7 protein-coding genes are annotated in these 18749 nt (G+C 43.5%); 1 reads left to right on the top strand and 6 read right to left on the bottom strand.

Going from position 1 to position 18749, the window contains the following annotated elements:
* The 5 genes from I6E61_RS13865 to I6E61_RS13845 all read right to left on the bottom strand — a co-directional run.
* The coding region (locus I6E61_RS13865; protein WP_197135288.1) for an Ig-like domain-containing protein at positions 1–1304 on the bottom strand (1304 nt) is incomplete at its 3' end.
* A 226-nt stretch (positions 1305–1530) separates the two neighbouring features.
* Positions 1531–2118, bottom strand: coding sequence for a hypothetical protein (locus I6E61_RS13860; RefSeq protein ID WP_197135287.1), 588 nt, complete (start codon positions 2116–2118; stop codon positions 1531–1533).
* 1093 nt (positions 2119–3211) lie between these two features.
* Positions 3212–4381, bottom strand: a complete 1170-nt coding sequence (locus I6E61_RS13855; RefSeq protein WP_197135286.1) for an HlyD family efflux transporter periplasmic adaptor subunit — start codon at positions 4379–4381, stop codon at positions 3212–3214.
* Positions 4374–6668 carry a type I secretion system permease/ATPase gene (locus I6E61_RS13850; RefSeq protein WP_197135285.1) on the bottom strand — a complete coding sequence of 765 codons (2295 nt, stop codon included), beginning with the start codon at positions 6666–6668 and terminating at the stop codon, positions 4374–4376. Before I6E61_RS13850 ends, I6E61_RS13855 begins: the two co-directional genes overlap by 8 nt.
* Before the next feature lie 118 nt (positions 6669–6786).
* Positions 6787–8280 (bottom strand): TolC family protein, encoded by a 1494-nt coding sequence (locus tag I6E61_RS13845; protein WP_197135284.1) that lies wholly within the window; start codon positions 8278–8280, stop codon positions 6787–6789.
* Positions 8281–8576: 296 nt separating this feature from the next.
* On the opposite strand from I6E61_RS13845, the gene I6E61_RS13840 reads away from it, so the two are divergent.
* Positions 8577–9305, top strand: coding sequence for a hypothetical protein (locus I6E61_RS13840; protein ID WP_197135283.1), 729 nt, complete (start codon positions 8577–8579; stop codon positions 9303–9305).
* 152 nt (positions 9306–9457) lie between these two features.
* Here I6E61_RS13840 and I6E61_RS13835 read toward each other — a convergent pair whose 3' ends face one another.
* Positions 9458–18697: a Calx-beta domain-containing protein gene (locus tag I6E61_RS13835; RefSeq protein WP_320158596.1), complete on the bottom strand. Its 9240-nt coding sequence runs from the start codon at positions 18695–18697 to the stop codon at positions 9458–9460.
* Between the last annotated feature and the right edge of the window lie 52 nt (positions 18698–18749).

Here is an 18749-nt window from a genome sequence, read left to right as displayed (position 1 = left end):
TCAGCATCGGCGTCGGCATCAGCATCGGCGTCGGCATCAGCATCGGCGTCGGCATCAGCGTCGGCATCAGCATCGGCATCGGCATCAGCATCGGCATCAGCATCGGCGTCGGCATCAGCATCGGCGTCGGCATCAGCATCGGCGTCGGCATCAGCGTCGGCATCAGCATCAGCATCAGCATCAGCATCAGCATCAGCATCGGCGTCGGCGTCGGCGTCATCTATTTCTGGTGCAATGATGCTAGTTGAATTGCTCTCATTACCAGCAGCATCAGTAACCGTTGCTGTCACTGTTTCGCCATCAATTAATGGTGTTTCGCTAGTATCAATGACATAGTCACCATTGTTGTCTACTTCAGCAGTGTAATCAGGTACACCATCACCATTAGTATCAATTTTAATCGTCGAATTAGGCTCGCCTACTCCAACAATCTCAGTACCGTTTTCATTAATTTCAATAGTTGGCGAATCTGGCACCATCGTATCCACACTGATATCTTTGGTCGCAGGTGCACTAACGTTACCAGCAGGGTCGGTTGCTGTTACCGTTAGTTGCTCTGCGCCTTCACCCATTGCAGCGACGTCTGCTTGAGTCACAGTCACACTCCACGTGCCATCTGTACCAACGATCACTGGCGACCCGATTTGATCACCTGCTTCATTGGTTAAGGTGATAGTGTCACCTGCAGTACCAGTGCCTGTGATGGTAAATCCAGCTGTCGCTTCAGCACCATTGACGATGTCGTCGCCTGTGATCGCATCAATGACTGGTGCATCTGGTGCCGTAGTGTCGCCATTATCAGAACCACCGCCAGATCCACCACCAGAAAGTGCCGCGCCTGCTAACCCAAGACCTGCCAATCCAGCTAGCCAAGGAAGAGCATTAAAAGCTGCTGTCGCACCTACCCACCAAGGTGTAGCATATTCCTCTCCACCCAACGCTTGTCCCTGTACTTCACCCAGTTGTAACTCAGTGACATAATCGGTCACTTCACCAGTATTAGGAATGTAGTAATAATAGTTACCATCTTCAGCGATACCGATAAGCGCACTATCGATACCATCATAAAACCCTTCCATGATCAGTTCAGAACTTTCGCTATTTTCTTCAAAAGAAACGTGAAGGTCGTTATTTATCCGCTTAGTCACAATATGATGTGGAGCATAGCCCGTCGATTCGTCAAGAAGTTCATAGTTCACTTTGTCGACAGCTTTTATTATTGTAGGTTTGCCGTCCTGTGTAATAACTTTATGCTCAGAAATAGTTTGTACCGTGTCATTTACTTTGATAACTATAGTATTCATAACATCATCCTTAATTAACTCTAAGTCAATAAATATCAATATAAAATTAGGCGTTGGTTTAGTTAATTCGCTTAAACAAATATATAAATAGCGCTATGCATTTTTTTATTTATTACTCTTTATATCGATAAAATAGTCTTTATATTCCATATATCCACAAAAGTGGATTTATTGTACTTCTTTCAAGAAGTATCGTTAAATAAAGATTTTTATTCTTAATAAATATTTAAATAGGCTGTTTTTTTAGATTTTTATTTGAATGGTTGCAATCTGATGGCACTCGACTAATTTGATGATTTTGACGAGTGCTTTCTTTCATTAATAACAATGCTTCATCAGCGGGTACCTGCTGAATGATAGGACTACCTTCTTTTGATGAAGCAACTTGTAGATAAGTTGTCGTTTGGGGGCTAAGTTGATACTGTTTAGAGTAATTAGTGATTTTGCCAGTTTTTTCATCTAGCACTTTGACATTGATAAGCTGTAAGCCGTTACATACCCTAAGGTCTGAATAGTGTCCGTTTGTCAGACTCACTTGAAACGCACTATTAGGGCCCATGCCTATATTGATATTACGTGGGTTGATATTACCTAATGGATTACTATTGGCATTACGGAAGAATACAATTCTACTTTCCATTTCTTGTAAGGAATCATCAGGCATAACTTTGAACACTTCATGATTTTTTGCCCAATTAGTTTTGACCGCACTGTTAGATAGAGATGATTTCTGACTTTCTTTTATAGTTTGGCAGCCTGTTAAGCCCATCGTTATGAAAAATACTGTCGATAAAAATATAATTTTGTTTTCCATAACATTTTCTCCTTATGAATTAAAAGTTGAACACGTAAACAACTATCATTTAACCTTAAAGGTTAATGACGCTACGAAGAAATACGCTTCTTATTTTTCACATATAATTATTTATGAATATATACATTCATTTATATGTGACTACTGGTATCAAAAAAATCTCTTTACAAATTAAATAATATAAATAAAAACCTTATATATAAATATATAATAGAGAGAAAATAAAAACAACACACGAAAGCCAATTTTTAGCAATAAATGTTACTTTTCTTAAAGAATATTGTTTGATGTATGGCTATTGTTGAATTCAAATAACTTAGATAAAAGTAATCCAAGTGCAAGCGATACATTAGTACGGTTGGCAAAGATAACGATGTGGCAGATTTATATGGATTTAACTATTTATTCACCTTAGACAACCAGTTGCTATATCTTATTTAGTCGCTTGTATAAGTCATTGCCAGAGCCGATAACGCTGCTAGCGGTATAGTCAGTGAACGAAAGTTTTTGTGGAAGTGTGAATTGTAAGAGACTTATTACTATCTAATAACCTCTTTAATACAGGTTAACTCGCAAGCGGACAAAGCCATATCATATTGACTCGAAATGCAACAAATAATTAAGAAACCTCAGTGATACGGAAGCAACATTACAATCGATATAAGTAGTATTTGTCATGTTTCTATTGTCAGTAAAGTAAGACTTACGACTAAAATCCCCATTAAAAAGCCACTTAAAAATAAGTGGCTTTTTAATGGGGATTTTAGTCGGGTTGTTACGCGATTTGGAGCAATCAAAGTATATTGACATGAATACTGCTGACTAACAGCAATAAATAGATAAGTACAAACGACCGTACTGATTCAATCTATAGTCAATCCCCTATAACAGAGTGACAGCATTAACCTCACTTGAAGTATCACAGTTACATCTGTACTCAGTTGCCTTGTCTCTCTTTTAAACTGAATCGACTATATTATAAATAATAGCTTTATCGAAAAGTTTGGATAAAAAAAGCCACGATACATATATGTATCGTGGCTCTCTTTGAAAATTCTATACTATATGGTTATCGCTTTTTTACTGATAGCCTCTAACGCTCGCCTAATCCTTCTGAGAATGTCTTGGTAATAGGTTTCGTCAGATAAGACAGTACAGAACGCTCTTGCGCTTTGATATCAACCGAAGCCGTCATACCTGGTTTAATCACAATCTCATCACGACGACCCGCAAACTCGGCACCTGTGATTTTTATCTGTACTCGATAATAAGGCTCTTCCCCTTTAGGCGTCTGCTCCATTAGAGTATCGGGACTGATATAGATCACGTTACCGTTCATTGCACCAAAAATAGAATAGTCATAAGCGTCTAGCTTGACACTAGCAACCTGCTGCTCTTTAACATAAGCAATATCTGCCGGACTTACTTTCGCCTCAACGATAAGGTCACTACTGGTTGGTAGTATCTCCATAATAATCTCGCCGGGCTTCACGACGCCGCCAATGGTGGTAATAAGGATGTTATTGACCTTACCATCTGTGGGAGCAAATAGATTTTTCTCTTCTAGCACTTGTGAATGATCGCGCAACTGCTCAAGCTCCACATCTAACTCTTCTTGCGACTTAGTCATCTCTGACTGCGCCTCTTCAAAGTATTTATTCTGCTTGTTAGTTATTTGCGCTTGAATCTCAGCAACTTGCCGGCGCAACTTAATCACATCCGCTTGACTGACATCACCATAAGTTAACAACGGCTCATTCATACTCAGTTCTTGCTGGGCCAGTACCATCATCTTTTGTAGTGAGTTAACATCTTGATCGATCGCTTGGCGACGACGATTGTATAGCTGCGTTTGGTTTTCTATGTATTCACTATAATTTTTGATACCTTCTGGAAAGACCAGTGGTCGCTCAAATATTTCAGCTTCCAATCTTGCTATTTTCGCTTTTAATGCGGCTATTTTTGATCCTGAGTTGGCCACTGCTGCTTGCGCGCGCTCTTCTTCTAGTCTGACTAGCAGCTGCCCTTTCTTAACCTCTTCACCTTCTTTGACTAAGATATCAGTCAGCACGCCACCTTCAGCCGCTTGAATATCTTGCGTACGAGCGCTAGCAATGACCGTAGCAGAAGCTCTGGTTACTTGATCGATTTGAGCGAAGTATGCCCAGACAATCAGTACTACAATTCCGAGTAAAGCGCCCCAAATAATAATGCGCGTGCGCCCAACTTTCGGATCATGATTTTTATGCTGATAGTTATTCATGGTCTTTTCCTAGATTGTCGCTGTTATTGCCATTGCCGTTCGCTGACGTCTTTTTATTACTGATGACAGTCACTTTAGGGTTACTCACTTTAATGGAGGTTTTATTTGCTTTTTGCTGTGTATCGTTACCTTGTAATTTTTCTAACACTTGTGCTTTGGGGCCGTCCATAACGATTTGTTGATTGTCCATAATAATGATGCGATCAACCAACTGCAAAAGCGGCATTTTATGTGTAGCAACTATCAATGTCTGCCCGTCTCCAAACTCTTTTCTGAGAACATCAATACACTGCAACTCTTGGCGATTGTCCATCGATGCGGTTGGCTCATCCATGAGCAGTATAGAAGGCTTGGTTAAGAGTAGACGAGTAAAGGCAACCAATTGCTTTTGCCCTCCTGATAGTCCTTTACCGCCTTCACTAATCGGCAAATCTAAACCACTAGAATGACTGGCCACGAGTTTTATCAAACCCGTCTTGATAAGAGCATCACGCATGACATCATCGCTAGGCGCTGGCAGTCCAATCAATAGGTTGTCACGCAGAGTACCTTCAAAGAGCCTGTGGTCTTGCTGTAGATAGCCGAGCTGCTCACTCATTGACTCACGACTAATCTGCTGGATATCCAAACCATCTAGCAGTATGCGACCTTGTGTTGGCGCATATAAGCCCGACAGCACTTTAAGCAGCGTTGACTTACCAGAGCCGATTGGCCCCAGTACCGCAATTCGCTCGCCTGCAGTTATATTAAGCTTATTGATGGCCAATGCGGGTTGATCATTGTTCTGATAGTTAAAGGTGACTTTATCTAGAATAAAATTACCAGCAATTCGGCTAGGTGACAGTGGATGACTGACGCCATGATTGTCCTGCTGCAGTGAAAACAGCTGCTCAATATTAAGCTTAGCCGCTTTAGCATGTGAAGCTTGAACCAATAATCCTGGGATGCTCATGACTGGTGCTAAAATACGCCCACCCAAAATAGAACACGCTATTAGTCCACCCATCGTCATGTCACCAGACATCACCACAAATGAGCCAACAATAACAATACCGACATAACTGGTCTGCTGAATCATCTGCGATAAATAACTGAGGTTATCGTTAGCATGCTTCATATCTAAATCGTTTTTGGTCGTGATATTCATCACATCTAGCCAGCGCGATAGGAACTTCCAATTGCCTGCCCCTGCCTTAATAGTCTCAACACCTTCTACCGTCTCAACCAAAATACCTGTCTTACGATAAGAGGCTGATGCACCAATCGATGCGATACTGTCGATTTTTTTGCGGGCACTCAAACCCAATATAATAGCTATTATTGCCGCTATAATAGGCACCAAAGCTACTAACGGATTACCAATCACGACAATCAAAGACACAAAAATAATGGACATCGGAATATCAACGAGACCAAATAAAGTACTGGCCGTATAAAACCCGCGGACTTGCTCGTAGCCACGAAGCTGCGCTGCCATCGAGCCGACTGATCCTGGCATCTGATCAATACGTACATTTAATAAGCGTTGAAACACCTCACGTGACAAGTACTGATCAAGGTTGACCACCACTTTATCCATAATCTTTGAGCGTGCAAACTTCATAAACGTTTCGAATAAGATGACCAGTCCTACACCGCTTGCCAAGATAATTAGGGTGTACTCACTACGCGTCGGAATCACTCGGTCATAGACCTGCATGGAAAACAGCGATACAGCGAGCGCCAGCATATTAATCAAAAATGAGGCGACCACTGCTTCAACGATGATACCGCGATAGTTTTTTAGGTCTTTTTTGAGGAGCTGATCGAATGAGGATTGTTTGCGTTTGCTAGGCTCTTCCTCTAAACGAACTCGCAACGAATGCACAAAATCAGTTCCTGCATGTGCGGTAACATTATCAAACTGCTTAAAATCCCATTTTCCTTGCGGATTAAGCTGCTGAATGATGCCCCAACCTTGTGCGGGGTGCAGTGCTAATAACGGCAAAAATGCGGCATCTGGCTCAGGCAGTGATTGAGGCAATTGATCGATACCTAACTGCTCTAGCACATGAATAATATCTGCAAGCGTTGATATGCTTGTCTGCTGATAGATAACACCTTGCAATCTTACATTATCAATAGGATAGCCTTGCTCTGTTAGCAAGGTACGTAATGCGTCTGCCAATGATAATGCATGGGTATCTAGCGAGTCATTGGGCGTTGTTATCGATAGTTGTGTTGTAGCATCTGCCATCAGCTCACTATCCGATGTTTTGTCATTAGAAGCTGGAACCGGTGTGCTCATGATAAATATATCCCATGGATTAAACTGATAATAAATAATGAAACAATGCGTAAAACGAATGCGTAAAAACAATTGTCTATGATGGCTTATGAATATGAATAGGTGGCTTGCCAGCCGCTTATGGAATATCCGTTAGCAGTCCTGTATTACTACCGCTATTACTAGGATAATCATAGGCATCATAAGAATCGTCAATAGGATACGTCACCATGTCTTTATCTTTCATAATGATAGGCTGTATGACGGAGCTCTCTGTTCGCGGTGCTGTACTCTCTTGACTCTTTAGCCAGTTCTTAACAGGATCTAGAGGTCTATATAGCGATTGTGACTCACGGCTCTTGCCATACTGTTGCCAAGACATCAGACCGAAATCAACTTGTAGCTTATAGTAAGCGGCGATAATAGAGGTTTGAATCTCAACCAGCTGTGCTTGATATTGCGAATGCTCACGTACCGCATTGAGGACTTCTAGCCAAGATTTTCGACCCGCAATGAACTGACGACGATAAGAGCTGACAACAATCTGCGCGCCTGCAACGGCTGCAATCAATGAACGCTCTTGATCTTTTGCACTGGCGAATTGCTGATATTGCGTCTGTATGGTTTCGAGCACGAGACGCCTTGACGCCTCTTTTGACTGCTCTAAACTATTAACCCGAGAGGCTGATGCCCTTGCTAATGCTAAGCTAGAAAATCCTGCGCCAGGATTGTAGCTTAGCCCCACCGAAAACGCACCTTCACTATTGCTATCATCTTCATGATAATAGTCATACGCATATTGCGCATACAGTGTCGGATAGCTAGAGGCTTGCTGTGACTTGACTCCTTGTTTGGCCGCTTCGACTTGATACTGCTCTTTGACAACCGTAGGATTATAAAAGCTGGCTTGATCGAATGCCATTTTTTCAAAGGATTGCGAATAGCTTTTGGCACGACTAACGAGCTCAGTTAGATTCTGTGCAGGCAATTCTGTTGGCGATATTCTACGACCAGTAATTTGTTCTAGTCTGGCAATGGCAATACGCTGCTGCTCAACCGTACCTTGATAAGAGTTTTGCTCCTGTAAGATACGGTTAGCCACCAAATCCATATCGATACGGGCAGAGACGCCTTGACTCACACGGCGTTTCATCATTTCCTCAAACTCTGCCAACAACTGCAGATTGTCGTAATAGACCTGCTGTTGAGAGACAGCGGTCATATAGCTTTGCCATGCCTCAATCGTAGTCTTGGCAACTTCATTTTGTTTTTCGTAGACAGTCTCCGTTGCCGCCTTGTCGTCAAATATTGCTTGGTTAATATCGGCAGTCAGCTTGCCTCCAGTCCATAATGACTGGCGTATTTGTAACTGCGATATCTGGCCATCGTCGTTATCATAACCTGATGAAACGCTGGGCTCGGGCAACATATTGAGCTTCGCTGCGCGTATACTCTCTGTGGTTGCTTCTTGCTCTGCACGTGCTGAACCAACTAAAGGGTGGGTCTGAATGGCTTGGCTAATAAGCGTATTCATGTAACCATCAGATTCTGCTGCGAATGCTGTACTCGATAGCGACATTAGCAACAGACTGAATGCCACGCCATAGTACCTACGTATTGCCACAACTACCATATGGGGCAGCCCTCTTTTCAATGGGTCATAATAATAAACTTTCATTTAGTTTGGCTCAGTCCTACTTTAATAAAATAAAGAATTGCAATGCTTTACAAGCGGAAGTCTGTCATTATTTGCTAAGTACTATTGCTATCACTACGCTGTAGTTTATACCATGTCTATAGATAACTAAACCATCATATTAATTGAGCACGTGTCTATAGGGCATATAACTTTAAAAAAACCTGACGATAAAACTTTAGAAAAAATTAACTAATGTCCAATATTTAGTTTCAATGTAGGGATCAAAAACCATGACACAACGCTCGCCATCACCTACCCCGCCTACCAAACCGAAAGACAGATCCATGCTCGCCATTGTGCTAGCTGTCATGCTACATATCGTCATAGCTGTCATCATTTATTTTGCAGTTTTTGATGATAAATCATCAAAACCAACTGCTTCAACACCTGTAATTGAGCCTTCTGCCTTGCCATCAGTGGTAGAAACTGTTGAAAAACCACCTTTATCATTAACTGAAGAGGAAGCCGCCACACAAACGGTTCCGGGATCAAATCAAGTTTCATCTAATAACGCTAAGACTGCGGCGGTTGCTAATAGTAATGTTGCTACTAAAAAAACGGCTCCTATAAAATCGACACCATCATTAGCTGAAGACAATGCACCAAGAACCAATAGCAACGCTAGAACAGAGCCAGCATTCACTGGCGACAACCAAACTCGCCCAAAATCCACCATAGACAATCAAGACAGTACACCTGAATACACGCTCAAAAAAACCAAGGAGTACGAATCGTTAGATACAGAGATCGATAAAGACAGCGAACAACTGGCCAAGCTCATTGATGAGGTCAAAAAACGCAATCAACAACAGATTGAGCAACAGCAAAAAAACATATCAAGCGTGAAACCAGCGCCTAGATCACCTGAACAACAAACGCAACCAACCACGGATACTACCTCACCACCGTCCAATGGTGACTATCCTATTACGCCTATCAAACCGCTGAATGCTAAATGATGATATAGCTAGGAGTTATTCATTATTTACCAATAATCAGCGCCATGCATAGATATCAAATACCACCCAATAAAAAAGCCATAATTAATTATGGCTTTTTTACAGTTATTTAATGAGTAGATATAAAAACAATGCTTTATTCATTAACATCATTATATGACCGTCGTCGTGATGGATGTCTGAATTAGTAAGTCATGAGTACCATCGGTATCAGAAAAGCTATAAACATTATAGTTCACGCCACTTTGAGTCGTCGTGCCACTACTACTCCAATCACTGCCTGTCAATGTGACACTATCAGCAGAATCACCCTTAATAATCAAATCTTTATCAGTCATTACGGTATCATTAATGATATCAAGCACATCACTGGTCGATAAATTGGTCAGTGATTGTGCACCATTACCAAACATGTTAATGGTTTCGATGCTCTCAAACACTGATGAGTCAAAGCTACCAAAGTCGATGCTCGTACCTGCCACATTGATCAGTAATATATCACTATCATCGCCACCATCTATGACTGTGTCAGCAGCATCAAAGACTATAGTATCGCTGCCAGCACCACCATTAATCGTATCACTACCAGTACCACCGTCAATCGTGTCGCTTCCGGCGCCACCATCAATCGTATCGTTGTCGGCGCCACCATTGATGGTGTCATTACCTTCACCACCATCAATAATATCATTGCCAGCACCGCCGCTGAGGATATCGTTACCTAGACCGCCACTGATGGTGTCATTGCCTTCACCACCATTAATCGTGTCGTTACCGGCGTTACCCGTCAAGGTATCATCTCCGGCATCGCCATTTAGGGTATCTTTACCGCTACCACCGATAAAGGTGTCATTGCCAGCACCACCAGAATATTTGAGCGCTGCCGTTTGATTGACTGAAATCAAGACATCATCTTCTGTAGTACCACTGAAAGTTAACGTTGGAGCAATGTTAACAGAAAGATCTGCTGCTGCTGTTGTCAGGTCATCGCCATTAGCTGATTCAACTGTTTGTAGACTGATCTCTAATGTACCTGTATATGGCACGGCTCCTTTTACAAGCAATTCATTAAGCTGATCTGGTGTGACGCCTATAATGGTATAAGTGCCAATGCCAGTAACCTCATCAAAATCATACGTAACGTTGCTTATAGCAGTGCCACTTTTGGTTTTCACATCGAGCACATTACCATACAGGTTCGTACCCGTCAGTATCACATTGACTGTTTCACTGCCATCAATATCGACCATAGCCGCATTTAAGTTAAGCGCTGTCCACTTACCTTGAGAGCCAATCACAGCAGTAGGGTTGAAATCAATATCATCAGCAACTGGCGTCACATCGAGCGTCACCTCAAGCGGAGCACTCACTACACCGCTATCACTAATCACACTCATCTCGATACCCGTGATGACACCGCTTTCGTTTTCTGGCGCTGCAATAAAGATATTATCCGTGCCAGCTAGCAGTTTGCTCGCATCGATTGACCATGAGTTATTGTCAGCGTTAGTTGCTGACACACCGTTATTACTGGCCAAGACTAGATCTCCTGACAAATTGACATAATACACCAAGTAGCCATTAGGTACGTTATCTAGGCTGATAGCAGCGGCGATATCCTCCACAGTACCTCCACTGCCATCGTTGTCACCTTGAGTATCACTTAAACCAATCTCATAAGGTATGGCTATTAAGGTATCTTCATCACCTGTAGCAGTCACTGTTAATGGGTCATTGTCTCCATCATTATTACCGACCCCAGTGATACTAATCGCATCTGGCTGCGCCGTAACGGTGACGTCATAGCTGTGCTGATATGTGACGATAGCACCATCAGCCGTTCCAGACACATTGGTCACTTCTTTGTGATTCGCATTTACAGTGATGGTGGCACTACCATCAGCATTCGCAGCAGGGGTATATTGAACAGTGACGCTATCAGGAGGATTAACTAAGTCTCCTGCGCCATTGTTTAGATCGATGACATAATCACCGTTAATATCTGGTGTCACCGTTATACCATTATACGTTAATACGCCAGCAGTGCCTGATCCTGTCGTTAATCCTGTTTCATCGACCTGAATATACAACTTACCATCAACTAGTGACACATAGTCACCGTCTGCACTGTTGGTGAGATCAATGACAATATCCACTGTTGTATCTTCATCAGTTGAAACGACTGAAGTCTGGTCATCGTTATCAAAGGCATCAGTGACGGGGCTGATTTCAATTTTAACATTCTCAATTTTATTGTCGTCTAAGCCTTCATCATTCAAAGCTGTAAACTCAACATTGAAAACAAGCTCTTGACCGTCTTCATTAGTGCTAAAGTCAGCAGGCGGTGTCAGTGTTACTGCTGCTAGTGCCTCGTTAGGCGTTAAGCCAGCGCTCGCCTCCACACTGATAATCCATTGGCCTGCAATTTTCTGCACCTGCACGTCTGGATTGCTACTGGTCAATACCGTGTCATCTGGTAAGTCAGTCAATGTGAAGCTATAAGCACTTACTGCACTTGTGGGGTCGGAGTTTAACGTCGCATTGATCAAAGTAGACAGTACAATAGGCGTATCTTCTGACTGAGGTGCCGAGGTGGCTTCAAGCGTATTGATCAAATCTGGATCGACAGGGTCTCCTCCAGTACCGATTCTGTCTAGCGTAATTGAGAAAGTCTCTGAAACTTTTACTTCATTACCGTCAATACCATCTCCGTTAATATCTTGAGTGACCCCAACGACCGTAATATCAAAAGTACCTTCAGGTATATTAACTATGTTGGTATCTCTGATGAATACCAACTCATACTCTGGTGCTGGTGCTAAAGCTGTTATTGCAGTATCTGGCACATCCACATACCAAGTACTACCTGCCAATATACCCCCCACTACCAAAATACCATCCGGCACATTGCTGATTTCTAGACGAGTAAAGCTTTCTGAGTCATCTTGATCAGGCGAGGTCAATGAAACCGTGACTGAAGCTGTGTCATTTGAGCCACTATTATCAATAGTATTATTAGGAGTCGCATCTTCTGTCAATGTTATGGTCGGCTGGTCAGTGACGGCTTGGAAAGTAACATTTACCTGGTTGCCAGTAATGACTGCTGACGTGGTGGTGACAGTTGAACCATCTGTTAACGTGGCCGTGTCGGTATACGTGTAACCAAAAGGTATGTTGACATTGGTATCACTATGACGCTTGTCATCATCATACATAATCTCAATGAGCTGATCTGGCGTATAGATATACGTCTCATCTGCCACTAGTACTACTTCCGTACCATCCACACGTAATGCCACATCTCTGCTGATTAGATCATTAGCATTTAAAATAATGGTTTCTAATGCCTCGTAACCAGTCGCAATATTTGCCAGTGCTGTCGTATCTGTACTGCTGTAAACAGAAAGGAAGTTGACAGTCGTCCAAACATCTTCGGTCGCTAGCACTTGTGGGTTGGCCACTACACTGTCAGTCGCATCTGGTGTTATTAGCACCGATACACTTTGAGTATTATGCGTGGCACTATTACCAGAGACGGTTTCAGTGGTTGTACCAGTGATAGTAAAATCGACTTCACCAGCGAAGTTGCTAGGCGTTACCAGTTCTGCTGTACCAGTTGTAAGTGCATCTAAAGATACAGACCAACTGCGTGTGAGGCCACTACCACCTAAGAATACGGCACCTGTAATATCAAACCCTGTTGGCAAACCGGTCACTTTATAAGTGACTTGTTCGGCAGTGGGTACACTGCTATCGTAAGCAGCGATATTGTCCGAATCAGAGAAGAACTCTGATAACGCGATATTACCAGCATCTTCAGCACCTACGTAGGTGTAATCCTTAATGGTTGCTTGACCATCAGTGGCTGTCACTGTAGCGGTTTCAGTGGCTAGCGTATCATTTAATATAAGATCTGCCTTGCCTATAACGGTAACAGGCAAATTAAGTATGGCGCTAGATGCACTAATATCGCCATCACTCTCTTCACTCACTGCAGATACTTTCAAATTGACCGTACCACTGTAGTTTTCAGCAGGAACAAAATAAAGGCTGGTCACGTCATTGGTATAATCTGATATTGTCACCGTACCACTACTGGTATCTAATTCAGTAATGGTGCCATTGTCATCGACATACAGCTTCGCGCCTACTGGAATATTTGCAATGGTCACGTTATAAACTTCAGAGCCATCATCATCACGCGAGCTTGGGCGAATTTGCAGCGCAATACCATTCGTTGGATTAACGACAGCAGTCGATGACCCGTCACGCATATTGCCGCCAGCGAGTGCTTGATCTTCATTACCGTAAGCTGGGTCAACGCCTAGTGATACACTATCAGCCACACCTACCACTTTAAAGGTCAGGTAGCTCTCACCACTGATGGCCTCGACCTCAGCGCCTGTATCTTCATCATAATCTATGGTTTTGGCTTCTACTTTGACCGCTGTTTCGGTATCAGCGGCAAGGTTGAAGTCGCTATAGTCTTCTGGCGAGGTGACTGTCACACTATTCAGATAGGCAACTGGAATATCAACACCAGTGCCACTATCGGTAAGTGTAATAGTGTTCGTACCATCACTATAAGTAAAGACCGCGCCTTCAACTGCTTCAAAGCCACTAGCACCGCTAGTATTTTTATAACCAAACGTTAGGTGGGCATAAGTCTGCTCAGAATCATTTGCAGCGGTAGTATAACTTTCTTGTCCAAAGTCAACGGTGTCATCTTGGTTGGTCCAGCCAGTGAGCAATGTAAATGCATTATCAACACCAAGGCTAAAGGCGATTTCTTCTTGTGCAACATTCGTGTATGCATGGTCTGGATTGATGGTTAGATCGTCTATGCCATCAACATCAATATCCTCACCAACTTTTTCAGCCACTGGTGTAATCGTAACCGTTTGGGTTAACGTTGTTGTTGTACTTAGAGAGACAGCACCTAAACCTCCGTCATCATCCAAGTCTAAACTTGTCACCTCAAAAGCAATGTCAGTATCTGTTGAAGATTGCGCAAGTGGCGTGAGTGACAAACCACTTAAGTTAGAGGTGTCTGTGATGACGATAGGGGTACCGCCACTCGCACCTACTGTCTCAGTGGTACCATCGTTATAAGTCCAACCTTCTGGCAAGGTAAACCGAATCGCAGTGATGACTTCTTCAGTAATACTGTTCGACTGATTATCCAACACTTGGAAGTTGAATTGGTCAAGCGTGATGGCCGTATCTTCAGTAGTTTCCACATCGTTCGCGGTCACTTGACCCGCAACAGGTGTTACCGTCATATCAACCGTCACCGTACTGATTAGCTCAACCGTTTTGTTTGCTGGGGTCGAATCAGCATCGTGGTCTTGGGTGTATAACGATACAGTAATATTGTCCATATCAAGTGAATTATAGATGGCTGACTTAATACTGATCTTCGGCTCTGAGCCGCTACTCACGGCCAATGTGGTAGAGGTAGGTGTCGCAGAATCCACACCAATCAATACCTGACCATTGCTATCAACAGTATACTCGGTCGCCGTACTACTACCAGCAGGTGTGAATGAAACAACAGCATCTGGCTGTAAGCCGCTAATCACAAATCCATAGGTCTCTTGGCTACTACCACTGCCGACTAAATCACCAAATGCGGTAGTGATTGGTAGGTCAATATACTCTCCTTCTTCAGCACTAACAGTATAAGTACTACCAGCCACAACCCCGGTATCACCTACCACTGTCGTATAACCAAAGGTACTGACATCATCGCCAGTGCCATTATTGTTACTGCTATCTGTTACTGCTTGTACATTAACACTGATGGTTGTATTAGCAGTAACCCCTGCTACCCCTGAGACGATAGCACCCGTACTATCGACCTCATACTCAGTAACAGACATTCTAAACGAGATATTAGTGGCACTATCTGTAGGTGGGGTTAGCGTCATCGCTTCAAACTCAGCAGTAGTCATCGTAATGGTTGGTGTACCAACACTGCTAATGACATTAGCATCACTAAGTAAAATAGTGATATTACCACCTGATGCAGTAATGCTACTGCTGCCATAGTTCAAAGTAACACCAGTAGGAACGCTCCTCAAGGTGATCAATCCAATACGCTCTGAGCTATCATCTGTATTACTGGTAAGATCAACGCTGTCTGAAATAATTGGTGCTGTTAACCCTAGAGCCACAGTCGTGTCTTCATTAGTCGTTACTGAAACACTAGACAGCGTAGGCCTATCTGAAACTGGAGTAACGGTAATATCAAGCGTCTCAGAATCTGCAGATCGACTGGCATCACCTATTGATAAACCATTCGATACGTTAGCGGTAATGGTTGGCACAGTACCACTATAATTTGCCGTTGGTACAAAGGTATAGCTACCATCACTATTGACTGTGAGTTGACCTATTGTGTTTCCATCTATTGTAACGGCCGTTGCAGCATTAGCTCCTGCTGTGACTGAAACTGTTGTACCATTAACCTCATAACTCTCTACGGTCAGCGTTTCTCCGAGGTCAACATCATCGGTATCGTTATCAAAGATATTACCTGTTAATGTGACATCTTCATTAACTGTTTGAGTATCGTTAACGAGTGCAATACCATCATCAGTACCAATAATAGTCACTTCAATGTAGCGAATCTCACTGGTACTGATTTCGTTACCATCAGCATCCGTAGTAACACCTTCATTATCATTAACTTGTACGGCATAACGAATAGTGATGGTTTCTCCTTCAGGAAGGAAGTCAAGAACCGTTGCAGCAGCATTAATGCTCCAACTGCCTTCTTCAAAGCTACCTGCATTATTTTCTGCGGTAAAGATGCTTGATAAAGCCGCTTTTTGAGCATCGCTTAATGGAGTAGTATCAGTAAAGGTCAAGTTATTTGGGTCATAGACATAAATGTTTTCTGCAGCCAGTTCACTAATCGTCGGCTCATCACTGTCATCAGTATCCGTAAAGCTGATGGTACCAGTTCGAGTAATAGCCGTCGTGTCCGTAGTCTGCTCTATTATTACTGCCGCAGTTTCGATAATATTATTACCATTAGCCACGTTAGTAATGACAGGTCTGTCATTAGTACCGTTGATCGTAATGGTGAGCGTTGTCATACTACTATCGCCATCAGCATCTGTGATGGTGTAGTTGAACGTTTCGGTTAAGCTTTCATCTACAGCAAGATACTGTGCTGCATCGTTATCGAGATCATAACTATAACTACCATCAGCATTAAGCGAAAGCACACCATAGTCGCCTTGTGTATTGCCACCTACTGTACCCGCCACCGTGGTAGATGTGACTGACTCTATCGCCGTAACAAGTGTTGCGTCTGCCCCTAAACTGTCGGCGACATCTGTTGCAGCGGCACCAGTAGCCGTGAGCACGTTACCTGTTACTTTGTCTGTTTCTTCAGTAAGGCTATTAGTATCTGGATTGGCAGTAGGCGCGGTATCAATGATTCGAATATCTAGCGTGTCAGATGAAGTTCCACCTGCACTGTTGGTAAGATTGACGGTAAATTGGTCTAATACATTGTCACCAGCAGTATTATGCGTTTCGGCACTGCCATCTTCAGTATATGCATAAGTGAGCACGCCTGTGGCCGAGTTGTAACCAGTAACAACCAGTTGTCCTTCACTACCATTAATAATGACAGGGTTAGCAGTAGTCGCTGTGGTCACATCCGTGTTATTTATAGTTAAAGCCGTAACACTTTGCGGGTTAGTGATGTTGATAGCGCCAGTCACAGTGTTACCTGTGCCTTCAACCACGCTGTTATCTTGTGGGGTTGTGGCTGCGTCAGTATCTTCAATAGTGATAGTTGGCGCTATATCATTGTCGGTAATGGCGGTCGTAACACTGGCTTGCGTGCTATCAATACTGGCATTAAGTGATGGATTAGATAAAGCGATTGTATAATTCTCAGAATTTTCAAACAGGGTGTCATCAGTAATAGCAACCGTTACCGTTTTGGTTACCTCCCCTGGTGCAAAAGTCAACGTACCTGAGTTTGCACTATAATCAGCCCCAGCAGTGGCTGTACCATTACTAGTGGCATAATCAACCGTCACAGCCGTTGATGACGGGTTAGTTAAGCTAACGGTATAAGTGACCGTACCAGCATCTTCATTTACTAAAGTAGCACCAACAATTGAAATAACAGGCGCATCATCGTTATCAATGATGGTACCAGTTGCTGTGCTTGGTGTGAATTGGTCGGTTGCGCTTGCTGTCAGTGTAATGGTTTCATCTGGCTCATCAATATTGTCATTCGTCGTCGGGACACGCACGATGATACCATCCGTGCTATTAGCGGGAACATCCACACTAAAGGTACCATCTATAGCAACAGTAACCGTGCTAAAGGTGTTGCCACCATCTAAGCTTACTTCGACAGGCGTGCCAGTATCTGTATCCAGTAACGCTGTACCATTCGCTAACGTCAGCGCTACTGTTGTATCAGACTCAGATACATTGCTTAAATCAACGGTGAAATCAAGCGCACTACCCTCAGTCACACTGTCTCCAGTAACGATCGCCGTAGGCTTATCACCTTCTTGAGGCGTACCATCTGCCGCGTCTTCATCTAAGATAGTGCCTGTTGCAACGGTACTATCAATCTCTGCATTATCAGCACTAATGACCACAAAACTGAGCTGCTCACTGCTTTCATAAATGTCATCATTATTGGTGGTAACAGTGATGATAGGTGCAGCTGTACTGCCTGAAGGTACTTTGACGTCAAGCACTGTAGTGCCATCAAGTACCGCTTGAATGGCGGTGCTGCCAGTAATGGTCACTGCGTTACCAGAGGAATTGGTATAAGTAATCGAAGCAATATCGGATGCTTCTATATCACTGCTAGGATCAACAGAAACTTGCACTATGGTGTCAAAGTTACTTTCATTATCTTGCTCAACCGTGTAGCTCAGGACATTGTCTACTCCTTCAATCGCCTGTGCATCAGTGGCGGTAATGCTGACGGTCGGTTTGTCGCCCTCGTTGACGGTGCCGTCTGCCGCATCTTCATCGAAGATGGTGGCGCTGTCGGTGGCGGTGCCAATGCTGGCGTTGATCGGATTGCTGATGCTCATGCTCAGGGCTTCTGAGACCTCATAGATGGCATCGTCAGTTGGGGTGATGGTGAACGTTGGCAGAACGCTGCTACCCGCTGGAATGGTCACGCTAACCCCAGCTATGGCGTCCGCCACGCTGATGGTTTGCGTGCCATTGGCATCCGTAAAGGTGATGCTGTCAATGTCGCTGGCATCCATGTCGCCAAGCGCTAGGCTTGCGGTGACGGTGCTGTCTTTGTCCGTCGCGCCCGTTTGGCTGATGGCGAAGACGATGCTGTCGCCTGCGCCTTCGGTGGCGCTATCACTCGTTGCGGCAATGCTCACCACAGGTATGGCGTCGCCGGCATCGATGATGGTGCCAGTGCCACTATCCGCC

The sequence above is a fragment of the Psychrobacter sp. NZS113 genome (genome assembly GCF_015864825.1).
Taxonomy (GTDB): domain Bacteria; phylum Pseudomonadota; class Gammaproteobacteria; order Pseudomonadales; family Moraxellaceae; genus Psychrobacter.
This window is presented reverse-complemented; position numbering and strand designations above follow the sequence as displayed.